The sequence below is a fragment of the Microbacterium sp. JZ31 genome, assembly GCF_016805985.1.
In the GTDB taxonomy this organism is placed as follows: domain Bacteria; phylum Actinomycetota; class Actinomycetes; order Actinomycetales; family Microbacteriaceae; genus Microbacterium.
In genome coordinates this window covers 1,907,736-1,921,351 of record NZ_CP017661.1, presented here as the reverse complement: position 1 = coordinate 1,921,351, position 13,616 = coordinate 1,907,736, and the positions used below count along the sequence as shown (strand labels likewise).

General features: G+C 73.2%; 11 protein-coding genes. 4 read left to right on the top strand and 7 right to left on the bottom strand.

What is annotated here, in order from left to right:
• Positions 1 to 18: 18 nt before the first annotated feature.
• The 4 genes from BJP60_RS09230 to BJP60_RS09215 all read right to left on the bottom strand — a co-directional run bounded on the left by BJP60_RS09230 (position 19) and on the right by BJP60_RS09215 (position 6,139).
• On the bottom strand, positions 19 to 3,423 hold the full coding sequence (locus BJP60_RS09230) for an error-prone DNA polymerase (RefSeq protein ID WP_203135493.1): 3,405 nt from the start codon (positions 3,421 to 3,423) through the stop codon (positions 19 to 21).
• Between the two features lie 34 nt (positions 3,424 to 3,457).
• Positions 3,458 to 5,044 carry a DNA polymerase Y family protein gene (locus BJP60_RS09225; RefSeq protein ID WP_203135492.1) on the bottom strand — a complete coding sequence of 529 codons (1,587 nt, stop codon included), beginning with the start codon at positions 5,042 to 5,044 and terminating at the stop codon, positions 3,458 to 3,460.
• Positions 5,041 to 5,805: a hypothetical protein gene (locus BJP60_RS09220; RefSeq protein WP_203135491.1), complete on the bottom strand. Its 765-nt coding sequence runs from the start codon at positions 5,803 to 5,805 to the stop codon at positions 5,041 to 5,043. Before BJP60_RS09220 ends, BJP60_RS09225 begins: the two co-directional genes overlap by 4 nt.
• Before the next feature lie 115 nt (positions 5,806 to 5,920).
• Positions 5,921 to 6,139, bottom strand: a complete 219-nt coding sequence (locus BJP60_RS09215) for an SCO4848 family membrane protein (RefSeq protein WP_203135490.1) — start codon at positions 6,137 to 6,139, stop codon at positions 5,921 to 5,923.
• A gap of 83 nt (positions 6,140 to 6,222) precedes the next feature.
• Between BJP60_RS09215 and BJP60_RS09210 the strand changes: the two genes are divergently transcribed.
• Positions 6,223 to 6,576: a helix-turn-helix domain-containing protein gene (locus BJP60_RS09210; RefSeq protein WP_203135489.1), complete on the top strand. Its 354-nt coding sequence runs from the start codon at positions 6,223 to 6,225 to the stop codon at positions 6,574 to 6,576.
• Between the two features lie 144 nt (positions 6,577 to 6,720).
• Here the strand turns inward: BJP60_RS09210 and BJP60_RS09205 are convergent, their stop codons facing one another.
• Positions 6,721 to 7,632: a hypothetical protein gene (locus BJP60_RS09205; protein ID WP_203135488.1), complete on the bottom strand. Its 912-nt coding sequence runs from the start codon at positions 7,630 to 7,632 to the stop codon at positions 6,721 to 6,723.
• A 41-nt stretch (positions 7,633 to 7,673) separates the two neighbouring features.
• Complete coding sequence (locus tag BJP60_RS09200) at positions 7,674 to 8,366, bottom strand: phosphocholine cytidylyltransferase family protein (protein ID WP_203135487.1); 693 nt, start codon at positions 8,364 to 8,366, stop codon at positions 7,674 to 7,676.
• Between the two features lie 189 nt (positions 8,367 to 8,555).
• On the opposite strand from BJP60_RS09200, the gene BJP60_RS15275 reads away from it, so the two are divergent.
• The 3 genes from BJP60_RS15275 to BJP60_RS09185 are packed head-to-tail and all read left to right on the top strand — an operon-like array spanning position 8,556 to position 12,168.
• Positions 8,556 to 10,313 (top strand): ABC transporter ATP-binding protein, encoded by a 1,758-nt coding sequence (locus BJP60_RS15275; protein WP_238439361.1) that lies wholly within the window; start codon positions 8,556 to 8,558, stop codon positions 10,311 to 10,313.
• Entirely contained in the window at positions 10,289 to 11,860 is a 1,572-nt protein-coding gene (locus BJP60_RS09190; protein WP_203135486.1) for a hypothetical protein, read from the top strand. Before BJP60_RS15275 ends, BJP60_RS09190 begins: the two co-directional genes overlap by 25 nt.
• 41 nt (positions 11,861 to 11,901) lie before the next feature.
• The gene (locus BJP60_RS09185) at positions 11,902 to 12,168 is read left to right on the top strand and encodes a DUF3039 domain-containing protein (protein ID WP_203135485.1); all 267 of its coding nucleotides are present in this window, start codon (positions 11,902 to 11,904) and stop codon (positions 12,166 to 12,168) included.
• A gap of 87 nt (positions 12,169 to 12,255) precedes the next feature.
• On the opposite strand, the gene BJP60_RS09180 is transcribed toward BJP60_RS09185, so the two are convergent.
• Positions 12,256 to 13,587: a nicotinate phosphoribosyltransferase gene (locus BJP60_RS09180; protein WP_203135484.1), complete on the bottom strand. Its 1,332-nt coding sequence runs from the start codon at positions 13,585 to 13,587 to the stop codon at positions 12,256 to 12,258.
• Between the last annotated feature and the right edge of the window lie 29 nt (positions 13,588 to 13,616).

The window sequence follows — 13,616 nt, the reverse complement described above, 5'->3', positions numbered from 1 at the left end:
TCAGTGTCCCAGATCGGGTCAGCGGAAGTCGCGGGCGGCGTGCTTGACGCCGACGCGGAGGTCCTCGAAGGCGTCCGCGACGAGGTTGGTGACGCCCTCGGGGGAGCGCTCCAGGATGCCGCGGGCGATGAGCGCGGGACTGTCGCGGACGACGCGGCGGTAGCGGTTCCAGACCCCGATCGAGCAGATCACGTTGACGAGGCCGTGCTCGTCCTCGAGGTTGATGAACGTGATGCCCGAGGCCGTCGCGGGGCGCTGACGGTGCGTGACGAGGCCTGCGACCTCGACGCGACGGCCGGACTCGTGCGAGCGCAGCAGGGCGGACGGCAGCACGCCGCGCGCGTCGAGCGCGTCGCGGAAGTGGGTGAGCGGATGATCCGTGGTCGACAGCCCGGTCGCCCACAGATCGGCGGCGAGCTGCTCGTAGCTCGTCGGGTCGGCGAACAGCGGCGGCTGCACCCCGACGGCCCCTCCGGCGGGCAGCGTGTGGGGCAGGTACTCGGGGCGGTCCTGTGCGGCGGATCCGGCGAGCCAGATCGCCTCGCGCCGTGACATGCCGAGGCACTCGAACGCCCCCGCGGTCGCGAGCGCCTCGAGGTGCTTCTGCGCGATGCCGGTGCGCCGCACGAGCTCGTGCAGGTCGCGGTACGGCCCGCCGCGCTCCCGCTCGGCGACGATCCGCTCCGCCGTCTCGGTGCCGATCCCGGTCACCGCCGCGAGCCCCAGCCGCACCGCGAAGGCGCCGTCACGACGGTGGGCGGCCGACTCGTCGGGGGCGTTCCGGTCGAAGGGGCCCGGTGCCGGATGCACCCGCGTCAGACAGGCGTCCAGCCCGGTCGGCCCGGCCGATCCGTCGGTCAGGGGCTCGAGGACCTCACCGGCATCCGAGCGGTTCAGATCCGGGCGGCGCACCTCGACGCCGTGACGGCGGGCGTCGGCGGTCAGCGACGCGGGCGAGTAGAAGCCCATCGGCTGCGCGCGCAGCAGTCCCGCGAGGAACGCGGCGGGATAGTGCAGCTTGATCCACGACGACGCGTAGACGAGCAGCCCGAACGACAGCGAGTGCGACTCGGCGAAGCCGAAGTTCGCGAACGCCTGGATGCGGGCGTAGATCGCGTCGGCCAGGTCGCCCGTGATGCCGTTGTGCGCCATGCCGGCATAGAGCTTGTCGCGCAGTCGGTCGATCTTCTCCTTGCCGCGCTTGGAGCCCATCGCGCGGCGCAGCAGGTCCGCATCCTCGCCCGAGCACTCGCCGACCGCCATCGCCATCTGCATCAGCTGCTCCTGGAACACCGGGATCCCCAGCGTGCGCTCGAGCACCGGCTTGAGCTTCGGATGGTCGTACGTGATCTTCTCGTCGCCCATCTTGCGCCGCACGAACGGATGCACGGCGCCGCCCTGGATCGGTCCGGGCCGGATGAGCGCGATCTGGATCACCAGGTCGTAGAAGCGCCGTGGCTGCAGGCGCGGCAGCAGCCCCATCTGCGCGCGCGACTCGACCTGGAACACCCCGATGGAGTCGGCCCGGCACAGCATGTCGTACACCGCGGCCTCCTCCTTCGGCATCGTCGCGAGCGTCCACTCCTCGCCGGTCGACGCGCGGATCAGGTCGAAGCAGTGCTGCAGGGCCGCGAGCATGCCGAGCCCCAGCAGATCGAACTTCACGAGGCCCATCCAGGCGGCGTCGTCCTTGTCCCACTGGATCACGGTGCGGCCCTGCATGCGCGCGTGCTCGATCGGCACGACCTCGCCCACCGGCTGCTCCGTGAGCACCATGCCGCCGGAGTGGATGCCCAGATGCCGCGGCGCCTTCAGCAGCTCGGATGCGTACTCGACGACCTGATCCGGGATGTCGTGGTCGGGTCCGGTCTCGAGATGGGCGCCCCATCCCTCCACCTGCCGCGACCAGGCGTCCTGCTGCCCGGGGGAGAACCCCAGTGCGCGGGCCATGTCGCGCACGGCGTTCTTGGGCCGGTACTGGATGACGTTCGCGACCTGGGCGGCGTTCTCGCGCCCGTAGCGCTCGTAGACCCACTGGATGATCTCCTCGCGCCGGTCGGAGTCGAAGTCGACGTCGATGTCGGGCTCCTCGTCGCGGATCGCCGAGAGGAACCGCTCGAACGGCAGGTCGTACGCGATGGCGTCCACCGCGGTGATGCCGAGCAGGTAGCAGACGGCGCTGTTCGCGGCGGATCCCCGCCCCTGGCACAGGATGCCGCGGCGTCGCGCCTCGGCGACGATGTCGTGCACGATCAGGAAGTAGCCGGGAAAGTTCTTCTTCTCGATGACCGCGAGCTCCTTCTCGATGCGCTCGTGGTTCTTCCGGGTCAGGTCGGGATACAGGCGCGGCACGGCGTCCCACACGAGCGTGCGCAGATACGACATCGGGGTGTGGCCCTCCGGCACCTCCTGCTTCGGGAGCGCGGGCTTCATCCGGCGCAGCGGGAAGGCGAGCTCGTCGGCCAGCTCGACCGTGCGGGAGACGGCACCGGGGTAGCGGCCGAAGCGCGCGGCCATCTCGGCGCCGGACCGCAGGTGCGCGGACGCGTGCGACGGCAGCCAGCCGTCGAGGTCGGCCATGCTGCGGGTCGCGCGCACGGCGGCGACCGCGGCGGCCAGGCGCGCCTTGTCGGGCGAGGAGTAGTGCGCATTGTTCGTGGCGACCACCGGCAGCCCGCGCTCGGCGGCGAGGGAGGCGAGCGCGTCGTTGCGGCGGCTGTCGAGCGGGTCGCCGTGGTCGATCAGCTCGACGTAGACGTTCCCAGCGCCGAACAGGTCGACGAGCCGGTCGACCGCGACCGCCGGATCGTCTCCCCGTGCGAGCGCCTGCCGCACGGCGCCCTTGCGGCAGCCGGTCAGGATCACCCAGTTGCCGTCTGCCTGCTGGGCGAGCTCGTCGAGGTCGTAGAACGGACGCCCCTTCTCGGCGCCGCGCAGCTGCCCGTGCGTGATCGCGCGGGCGAGACGGCGGTACCCCTCCTCGCCGCGAGCCAGCACGAGCAGGTGCTCACCGGCGGGATCGGCGACACCGTTCTGCGGGGACAGCAGCCCCAGTGACAGCTCGGCCCCGAACACGGTCTTCACCGCGGTCTCCTCGGCCGCCTCGGCGAAGCGCACGAGACCGTAGAACCCGTCGTGATCGGTGAGAGCGAGCGCATGCAGGCCCAGGCGCTCGGCCTCCTCGGCGAGATCCTCGGGGGAGGACGCCCCGTCGAGGAACGAGAACGACGAGTGCGCGTGCAGCTCGGCGTAGGGCACGACCTGCTCGGGGCGCGGGATGGGCGGCGCCTCGTATGCGCCGCGCCGCGGGCTCCAGGCGGGGCTGTCCCCGCCGTCCGCCCCGGCGGGACGCGTCTCGGGGCGCCGGCCGCTGATGGCGCGCTCGAGCTCGGACCAGGGGACAGGGGGATTCTGCCAGCCCATCAGCCGGCCCATCCGGTTCGGGTGAGGCGCCGGTTCACGTGTAGCGCCCCTCGATCCACCAGCGGTCGTCCTCGAGCACGAGCAGCCAGGCCGTCTGATCCGCATCGACCATCTGGAAGCGGTGCGCCCGTCGTGCCCGTGCCGGGTCCCACTGCCGCTCGACGACCGGCCACGGACCGGCCCACGCGGCGACGCGGCGCCCGTCGAGCACGGCGGGGGGCGCCGACATCCCGCCGCGCGCATCGACCGCGACGGGCGAGCCGTCGGATGCCGTGACGGCCGCGGGCCGCGGCGCGCGGTACACCTCGCTGGGCAGCGGCTGGGGGAGGCTGCCTGGCCACGGCAGGTCGCGCGGATGGGCAGGGCGCTCGGCGTCGCCCCACGGCACGCGCCGCTCGCGTTCGCTGAGCCAGCGGCCGCCCGCGAGCAGCGGCGTGACGACGCCGCGGTGGCCGAGCATCGCCTGCACGCGCGACATGGCGTGATGCAGGCGCTCGTCCGGGCCCTGGCCGATCAGGCCGGGCTGATGGTGCGCGGTGTCGTCGACCGCCTCGGGCTCGATGCGCACGAGCGTGACGCCGCCGTTCTCCCCGCCGAATGCGCTGTCGCTGTCGAGGGTGGCCTGCAGCTGCCAGCGCACGCGGTCGACGAGCGCGGCCGCGTCGAAGCACGTCGGATGCAGCCACACCCGCTCGCTGCGTCCGCCGCGGTCGTCGAGCAGGGTGATCCGCACCTCCGTGCACACCAGCCCCGCCTCATCGAGCCCCGTCGAGACGTCCTCGGCCGTGGTGCGCACGGCGAACGCGACCTGCTCGGCGAGCTCGAGCGGCGACTCGAACTCGATCTGGCGCGCGAGCTCGGGCGGAGGCACGCGCGGCACCACCGGCCGTGAATCGGAGCCCCCGGCCAGGGCGTGCAGACGAGCGCCGTGCTCGCCGAGCCGGTCGCGCACCGCGGCGATGTCGAGCGCGGCGAACTCGCCCAGGGTCTGCACCCCCAGGCGAGCGAGCAGCGCCACGAGCTCGTCGTCGGACAGCGCCGCGATCGTGAGGGGCGACAGGAACGCCGCGGACGCGCCGGGCGGCACGATCCGGATCGAGGCGGGACTCATCAGGCGCGCCGCCTGCTCGGCCGTGAACAGGCCGTCGGCCACCCCGGCGCGCGCGTCGGGGATGCCGCACGTCGCGAGCTCGTCGAGCAGTGCGCTCGCCGCCTCCTCCTCGCCGCCGTAGAAGCGGGCGGGGCCGCGCGCGCGGATGGCGCACAGCCCCGGTCGCAGCGGCTGCACGCCCGGGGCGAGCTGCTCGAGGCGGGACAGGAGGGGGCTGAACGCGCGCTCGTCCCGCCCCGGATCGGCCGGCACGAGCCGCAGCCGCGGGCACGCCCCCTGCGCGTCGCGGCGGCGCTGCCCGCGGCGGACGCCCTCGCGGCGCGCGGAGGCCGAGCACGCGACCACGCGGTTCGCGTGCATGATCGCGACCGGGGCGTCATCCGGATCGACGCCCGGGGCGGGCTCGCCGTCGAGCGTGCGGGCCGCGGCGCGCGCCTCGCTGCGCAGCAGCGCGGTGACCGGCCAGTCGGGCAGCCACAGCACGATGACGCGGGTCGGGGGGACGGTCATCCCGCCACCGCCTCGAGCCGGGCGACCGGCCGCCACGCGGGTCGCTGGACCGAGCCGCCCGCCGCCGCGGCCGGGGCCCCGAGCGGGCCGGGAAGCTGCACGCGCACGGATCGCGGCACGGGGAAGCGCCGTCCGGTCGCCGAGACCGTGACCTCGCGGGCGGCGAGGAGCCCGTGACCCTGGCCGAGGCCGGTCCACGCGGGATCGCGCAGGCTCAGGGTCGCCTCGGCCTGCGGCCACGCGCCCTGCACGAGCAGCACGCCGCCGCGGTCGCGCAACTTGGCGCCGATGCGGGCGGTGTCGGTGTCGCGCGCCGCGCGGGGCGGGCGCACGGCCACCACGGGGAACACCTCGGCCACCGCCGAGGCGACGGCGAGCCAACGGTCGCCCGGGTCGGGCACGAGGGCGAAGCGCTCGAGGTCGACGCCGTAGCCCTCGGCCGCCTCGGCCGCCAGCTCGGGCATCCCGATCGCGGCGCACCACGAGCCGGCACGCGAGGGGGCCGACATCAGCGCGAGCAGGAGGCTGGTGGACGTGTCGAGGCTGTAGACCGAGCCGGGCCGCAGGCCGCCCTCGGGGAACAGGGGAGCGAGCGTCTCGTGCACCGGCATCGCGTCGACCTGCGCGCTGCGGCGCTGCATCCGGGTGATCTGGGCCCGCAGGCGCTGCACCTCGGCGGCCGTCTGGGCCCGCGAGCCCGGCACCGCCTCAGACGGTGCTGCCCTCCAGCGGGAGGCGGTCTCCTGAAGTGCCATCCCCATCCCTCAAGAATAGAACCGATGTTCGAAGAAGTCGATCTCACTTCGAACCATAGTTCGTACATCCGACATCCGACATCCGGGATCCGGATGCCCGGTGGGTGGGGATGGAGTGGGGTCAGCCCTGGGAGAGGGCGAGGACGCCCGCGATCGCCGATGCGACGGCGAGCAGCAGCGCCACCCCGATGAGCACCGCGTGCACGATCAGGAAACGCGTCGGCCGGCCTGAGGCATCGCGGGCGCGCGGATCGCGGGACACGCGGCGGTAGAACGTCGGCCAGACGAGCACGTTGAAGGCGGCGTTCGCGAGCAGCAGCAGGGCCAGGAGGGACGTCATCCACCGAGCCTAAGCGTGCCGGTCATCCACAGTGGGCAGAGGTGCCCACTGCGCAGCCGCGAAATCTCGGCACCATGTACGGCATGACCGAGCCGAAATCCGAGACGCGTCTGGTCGACCCTCACTCCACCGCCGCGGCCAAGGTCGGAGAGCGCATCGCCGAGCTGCGCCGCCGCGCTCGTCTGAGCCGGCCGACGCTCGCCGACTGCGCCGACCTGGACGTGCGTCATCTGCAGCGCATCGAGCGCGGCCACGGCAACCCCACGCTGCTGAGCCTCATGCAGATCGCCGTCGCCCTCGAGGTGCCGCTGTCCCACCTCGTCGCGGACCTCGCGCCCGAGGACATGCCCGGCACCCGCCGCCCCTACGGACACAGCACGCGCGGCACCCAGACCCGCCGCCGCTACTACGCCGGCAACGGCGCCCTCAACCTCTGAGCGCACCGCCGCGCGGCGCGAGTCATCATCTCCCGCGCGAGACATCGCCGCACGGTGATGTCTCGCACCCCGGATGAGGTCTCGCAGATCGACCGGATCGGCCGGATCGACGCGAGCGGGCGACCGGATCGACGCGAGCCGGCGTCAGGACGCGTCGGAGCGCGGATCGGACGCCGGGTCGAGCTGCTCCGGCTCCCGCGGCGGGCGATGCGGGAGCACGCGACCGATCACGCCGCCCACAGCGGATCCGATCCGCTTCGCTCCGCGCAGGGCGGAGAGCTCGAGGCGCTGGGCGTCCGGCAGCGGTTCGAGCTCGGCGGGGAGGGACGCGGGGGCCGCCCCGAACGCCTTGCGCGAGGCCACGACGACACGGCGGCCGAGGATGTGGTTGCCGGCCCCGCCGACCGCCGCGCCGACGCCGAACGGCATCGCCTTGCCGATCAGCGAGGCGCCTCCCTTGGCCGCGAAGCGATGCACGAACGACTTCTTCAGCCGGTCGAGCAGTGGCCCGACCGAGGCGCGGGGGAGCGACTTCGTCACGAGCTCGCCCCAGTACGCCGAGCGCGTGCCCGTGCCGGCGGCCTGGGTCGCCAGCTGCTTGACGAGGTTCACGGCCTCGTCGCCCAGCATCATCGTCAGCACGAGCGCCCGCGCGCGATCCGGGGAGTCGATCGCGATGCCGTGCACCTCCGCGAGCGACTGCGCGAACAGCGCCGTGGTCTCGAGGAAGCCGAGGGTCTCGGCGCTCGACAGCCCCAGTGTCACGGCCGTGCCGACGCCGGGCACCACCGCCGTGGCGCCGACCGCCGCACCGCCCGTGGTCACCGCGGCGAGATAGCGCCGCTCGAGGATGCGGACGATCTCGTCGGGTGTCGCATCCGGATGGCGCAGCCGCACGGAGCGGATGTGCGCGATCACGGCGGGCCGCTGGATGCGGATCATCCGGTCGAGGACGCGCACCAGGAACGGATGCTCCTCGTGACCGGTGGGCGGCAGACCGCCCTTCCAGGGGGCATCGGGGGGCAGGGAGTGGATCTTGTGGACCTTTGCCGACACGCGCGAGATCCTAGGAGCCGCGGACGGACGGACCCTGAGGGTCAGACGTACTCGTTGGCGTGGACCAGGTCCTCGGCCGTGTCGATCTCGACCGCGTAGAGGTCGGAGATGTCCATCGGCAGGAGCTTCACGCCGTCGTGCTGGATCGCCAGCTCGAGGCCGCGCTCGAAGTAGTCCTGGTCGTCGACGCGTGCGAGGTGTCGCATGAAGGCCGGCTTGTCGGCGCGCGAGATGTAGTTGATGCCCACGGCCTCGCCGATGCCGCCCACGACGGTCTTCGACAGCTCGGCGATGTGGCCGGTCTCGTCGATCGTGTACTTGACCTCTTCGTCGCTGACCTTGGCGGTGTTGACGGTGACGAACGAGCGGTCCTGCTCGATGAGCGAGATCGCACGGCCGAGCACGCGGGGGTCGAACACGACGTCGCCGTTCATCCAGAGCACGCCCTTCTTGCCGGTCGCCTGGAGGGCGCGCAGCAGGCTCTTGGACGTGTTGGTCTGGTCGTAGCGCTCGTTGTGCACGTAGCTCGCGTCCGGGAACGCGTCGATGATCGTCTCGGCCCGGTAGCCGACGACCTTGGTGATCTTGACGTCCGTGCCGAACGCGGCACGGATGTTGTCGCGCTGCTGCTGCATGATCGAGCGGCCGTCGCTGAGCTCGGTGAGCGGCTTCGGCAGCGCACGGCCGAGCCGCGAGCCCATGCCCGCGGCGAGAATGACGATTCGGAAAGACATCTGTTGCGCTCCCTGAAGTGCTCTGTTCGCGATCGGTTCACCGATCGGTCACCTCGATGTGCGGCCCCAGCCTAGCCGCCGGTGGCTGGGAAGGGCCAGAGATGTGACCTGATCGGCGTTTTCTTCCCGGGATCGTTACGGAACGGGCACATCGCGGCGGCTGTCAGGACCGGTTGCTACGGTGAACCGGTGACGACTTCGCCGCTGGATGACGACCGAGGCGCTCCGACCGCGGGAGGGGGCGCCGCGGATTCGTCGGGCGGTGCGGCGCCGGCCGCGTCCCGTCCGGCGCCGGCCAAGCGTCCCGCCGCGAAGCGCCCCGCTGCCAAGCGTCCGGCGGCCAAGCGCCCGACCGGCGCGCACGTCGCGGACGAGCCCCAGGCCGACGCGTCGCCCACGACCCCCAAGTCCGCGCCGCCGCGCAAGCCGGCCGCGAAGCGTCCGGCGCCGCAGGGGAAGAAGCCCCGCACGGGCACCAAGACGTCCGCGGCGCGCAACGCCGCGGCCGGTCGCACCGCCGTGGCGCAGCCCGCGAAGGCGGTGCCGACGCCGCCCGTGCCCGCCGCGCCCGCAGCGGACGTGGCGGCCGAGCCGCGCGAGACCGCGACCACCGTGATCGACGTCCTGGAACCGCCGCAGGATGCGCCCGCGGCCCCTGCGCGGGAGCAGACCGAGGCGCCCGTCGAGGCCGCCCCGGAGCAGAACGAGGCGCCGGCCGAGGCCGCGCCGATCGGGCGGGAGGAGTCGCCGAGCGAGGCGGCGCCTGCCGAGAAGCCGGATGCGCCGACCGACGCGGACACAGAGGCATCCGCCGAACCCGCAGAGCTCGAGGCCCCTGCGGAGCCCGCAGAGCTCGAAGCCCCTGCGGAGCCCGCAGAGCTCGAAGCCCCTGCCGATGCTGAGGCTGCAGCTGCGGAGCCCGAGGCCGCACCTGCCGAGCCCGAGGCACCGCCCGTCGAGCCCCAGGCCGCACCCGAGGTCGAGACCACCGCCGAGAACGAGGCACCCGCCGAGGTCGAGGCGCCGGCCGAGGTCGAGCCGCCGGCCGCCGAGCCCGAGCACGCCCCCGCCGAGGATGCGCCGGTCGCCCTCGCGGAGGCGGCGGACGATGACGATCTCACCGCGATGCTCGCGGCCGCCGAGCCCGCTTCCGAGCCCGCGTCGGAGACTCAGGCGCTGCCGGAGATCCCGCCGGCGCTCGTGCTGCGCGGCGTCTCGCGCTCCTACGGCGGCACGACCGCCGTGGCGGGCATCGACCTGACCGTGCCCGCAGGCTCGTTCTACGGACTGGTCGGACCGAACGGCGCGGGCAAGACCACCACGATGTCGATGATCGCGGGCCTGCTGCGACCCGACCGCGGCGAGATCTCGGTGTCGGGCGTCGACCTCCGCACGCAGCCGCGCGCGGCCAAGGCGCTGCTCGGCGTGCTGCCCGACCGGCTGCGCACCTTCGACCGCCTCACCGGCCGCCAGCTGCTCTACTACTTCGGCGTGCTGCGCGGCCTGAAGCCCGACGTCGTCGCCCAGCGCACGGCCGACCTGGCACGCGCGTTCGACCTCACGGAGGCCCTCGGCCGCGTCGTGTCCGACTACTCCGCGGGAATGACCAAGAAGGTCATGCTCGCGGGCGCGATGATCCACTCGCCGCGCCTGCTCGTGCTCGACGAGCCGTTCGAGGCGGTCGATCCGGTGTCGTCGGCGAACATCCTGGACATCCTGAGCACGTACGTCTCGCGCGGCGGCACCGTGCTGCTGTCGAGCCACGGCATGGACCTCATCGAGCGCGTGTGCACGCGCGTCGCCGTCATCGTCGCCGGTCAGCTGCTCGCGGAGGGCACGGTCGAGGAGGTGCGCGGCGAGCTCACGCTCGAGCAGCGGTTCGTCGAGCTCTCGGGCGAGGCCAGCAGCATGGAGGGCCTCGAGTGGCTGCACACGTTCTCCGACTGAGGCTCGCGCTCCTGGCGGGATCCCTGCGGGGACCCGCGCCGCGCGTCGCGTCGCGTGCGTTCGGCCTGCTCGTGCTCGCCGCGCTCGTCGGCGTCGTCTGCGCCGGCACGCTCACGCTCGTCGACGCCCCCGCCTCGGTCGCGTTCGCCCTGCTGGTGCTGGCCGGATCCGCCGTCGCCCTGTCGTTCGCGGCGGCCCCGATCGTGGCCGGCGCCGTCGACCCTCTCGATCCGCGCCGCTTCGCGGTGCTCGGGCTCGAGCCGCGCCCTCTCGCGTGGGCGCTCGCGGGCGCCGGCTTCCTCAGCGTGCCGACGCTCGCCGTGGTGGCGTTCGACGTGTGCGCCGCGATCGTCTGGACGGCGCAGGATGTGCCGGTCGTCGTGAGCGTGCTCGGAGCGATCCTGCATGTCGCGACGTGCGTGATGCTCGCGCGGCTCAGCACGGCCTTCGGCTCGGCGGTGCTGCGGCCGCGGCGGACGCGCGAGCTGTCGGGGCTGTTCGTGCTCGGCATCGTCGTGGTGCTTGTGCCCGTGATCGTGTTCCTGTCGTCCCTGGAGTGGGAGGGGCGCGTGCCGAGCGCGCTCGCGACCGCGGCCGAGGTGCTGGGGCGCACGCCGATCGGCGCGGCCGCCGCGCTTCCCGGTGCGCTCGCGCTCGGCGACGGGGGAGCGGCCTGGCTGTCCGCGGTGATCGCCGTCGTGACGCTGGGACTCGCCGCGGCCGGCTGGCTGCTCGTGGTGGACCGCGCGCTCACGACCATCGAGAATCCCGCGGCGGCGAGCGGCCGCGGCGGACTCGGCTGGTTCGCGCTCGTGCCCGGCACGCCCGGCGGCGTGATCGCCGCGCGGGGGCTGGTGTACTGGCTGCGCGACAGCCGGTACATCGTGAACTTCGCGATCATCCCGCTCGCTGGCCTGCTCCCGACCGTGCCGTTGATCATCGCGGGCGTGCCGGAGCCGATCGTGGCGCTGGTGCCGGTGCCGATCATCGCCCTGTTCTTCGGCTGGCTGCCCCACAACGACGTCGCGTACGACTCGAGCGCCGTGTGGATGCACATCGCCAGCGGCGTACGCGGCCTGTCCGACCGCATCGGACGGCTCGTGCCCGTGCTGTTCATCGCGATCCCCGTGCTCGCGATCGCGATCCCGCTGTCGACGGCCGGCTACGGTCGCTGGGCGGTCCTGCCCGCGATGGTGGGCGTCGCCGCGAGCCTGTTCCTGACGGGCCTCGGGCTGTCGAGCATCGCGTCGGTCGCCGCGCCGTACGCCGTGTCGCGCCCGGGCGACAGCCCGTTCCAGCAGCCGCAGCGGGCGGAGTCGACGGGCGTCGCGGCCCAGGCGATGGTGATGCTGGGGGCGATCGCGCTGAGCGCGCCGGCGCTCTGGCTCGGGTGGCTGACCATCACGGACGACGTCGCGCACGCCGACGCCGCGATGTGGGCGGGAGTCGGCATCGGACTCGGCGTACTGGTCGCGGGTGTGGCGCTCGGATCCTGGATGTTCGAACGCCGCGGCGAGCGGATCATGGCGTTCGCCGGCACGACCTGATCCCGCGATCGGGCGTCCCGTTCGGCGTAGACTCGGCCTCTATGAGCACCCCCCTCGACACCCCTGGCGACGGCGGCACGGCCCTTCTCGACCGCGAGCTCGAGAAGCTCCTGGAAGAGGAGAACGTCGAGCCGGGCGATCACGAGCGCTTCTCGCACTACGTGAAGAAGGAGAAGATCCTCGAGTCGGCGCTCACCGGCAAGCCCGTGCGCGCGCTGTGCGGCAAGAAGTGGACGCCCGGCCGCGACCCCGAGAAGTTCCCGGTCTGCCCGACCTGCAAGGAGATCTACGAGTCGCTGAACTCGTAGGCGGACGTGAGGCGCGACGTCACCGGTCCGGGGCGTCCCGAGCCGTTCGCCCGCTCGACGAGCAGGGGGGCCGCGCGCGCTGCGGGCCTACGCCTCGCCGGCGTCGAGGTAGACCGTCGGGATCGCCGGATCCGACCGGCTGAGGGCGAGCGCGCGGATCGGCAGCTCCTCGCGCACCCGGAGGTGGTGCTCGCGTGCGCTGCGCACGCCCGAGGGGCCCTCGAACTCGGGCACCGGCTCGCCGTCGACCACGAGCGGCACCTGCAGGGCGCGCGCCTCCGGGTAGTCCGACGGCGCCGCCAGCTGCTCGAAGCCGTCGGCGACCTCGACCAGCTCCTGGGTCGCCACGCCGTTCTCGAGCGTGCGGAAGGCGCTCTTGCGTCCGCCCTGCGACCCCTTGCCCTCGGCGGTCTTGGCGACCGAGACCCAGCCGCCGTCCGAGCCCTGGCGTGCGACGAGCTTGTAGACCATTCCCGCCGTCGGATGACCGGATCCCGTCACGACCGAGGTGCCGACGCCGTACGCGTCGACGGGAGATGCGGCGAGCGCCGCGATGGCGTACTCGTCGAGGTCGCTGGTGACGGTGATCCGCGTGTTCTCGGCGCCCAGCCGGTCGAGGTGCTCGCGCACCGACGCGGCGACCGTCGGCAGGTCGCCGGAGTCGAGGCGCACGCCGCCGAGTCCGGTGCCCGCCACGCGCACGGCGGTCTCGACGCCCGTGACGATGTCATATGTGTCGACGAGCAGCGTGGTGCCGGTGCCGAGCGCCTCCACCTGGGCGCGGAAGGCGTCCTCCTCGCTGTCGTGCAGCAGGGTCCACGAGTGCGCGGCGGTGCCCATCGTCGGGATGCCCCACGTGCGACCCGCCTCGAGGTTGCTGGTGGCGTTGAAGCCCGCGATGTAGGCCATGCGCGCGGCCGCGACCGCTGACGTCTCGCCCGCGCGACGCGATCCCATCTCGGCCAGCGGCCGATCGCCCGCGGCGATGCTCATGCGGGCGGCGGCCGTCGCGACGGCCGAGTCGTGGTTCAGCACGCTGAGCGCCACGGTCTCGAGGATCACGGCGTCGGCGAAGCTGCCCTCGACCGTCAGGATCGGCGATCCGGGGAAGTACAGCTCGCCCTCGCGGTATCCCGTGATGGACCCGGTGAAGCGGTAGTTCTCGAGGTAGGCGACGGCTTCCGCGCTGACGACCTTCTCGTCGCGCAGGAAGCGCAGCTCGTCCTCGGCGAAGCGGAAGTCGCGCAGCAGGGAGAGCAGACGCCCCGTGCCGCCCACGACGCCGAAGCGACGCCCGCCGGACAGGCGACGGGCGAACAGCTCGAACACGCAGTGACGCTGCGCGGTGCCGTCTCGCAGCGCGGCGTCGAGCATCGTGAGCTCGTAGCGGTCGGTCAACAGGGCCGTGGAGGCACTCATAAGGGAAACCCTACTGCGGAGCGCGCGGC

Excerpts from the sequence above, each read along its gene's own strand:
- BJP60_RS09230 (WP_203135493.1), bottom strand. The coding sequence starts at position 3,423 with ATGGGCTGGCAGAATCCCCCTGTCCCCTGGTCCGAGCTCGAGCGCGCC.
- BJP60_RS09225 (WP_203135492.1), bottom strand. The coding sequence starts at position 5,044 with ATGACCGTCCCCCCGACCCGCGTCATCGTGCTGTGGCTGCCCGACTGG.
- BJP60_RS09220 (WP_203135491.1), bottom strand. The coding sequence starts at position 5,805 with ATGGGGATGGCACTTCAGGAGACCGCCTCCCGCTGGAGGGCAGCACCG.
- BJP60_RS09215 (WP_203135490.1), bottom strand. The coding sequence starts at position 6,139 with ATGACGTCCCTCCTGGCCCTGCTGCTGCTCGCGAACGCCGCCTTCAAC.
- BJP60_RS09210 (WP_203135489.1), top strand. The coding sequence starts at position 6,223 with ATGACCGAGCCGAAATCCGAGACGCGTCTGGTCGACCCTCACTCCACC.
- BJP60_RS09200 (WP_203135487.1), bottom strand. The coding sequence starts at position 8,366 with ATGTCTTTCCGAATCGTCATTCTCGCCGCGGGCATGGGCTCGCGGCTC.
- BJP60_RS09185 (WP_203135485.1), top strand. The coding sequence starts at position 11,902 with ATGAGCACCCCCCTCGACACCCCTGGCGACGGCGGCACGGCCCTTCTC.
- BJP60_RS09180 (WP_203135484.1), bottom strand. The coding sequence starts at position 13,587 with ATGAGTGCCTCCACGGCCCTGTTGACCGACCGCTACGAGCTCACGATG.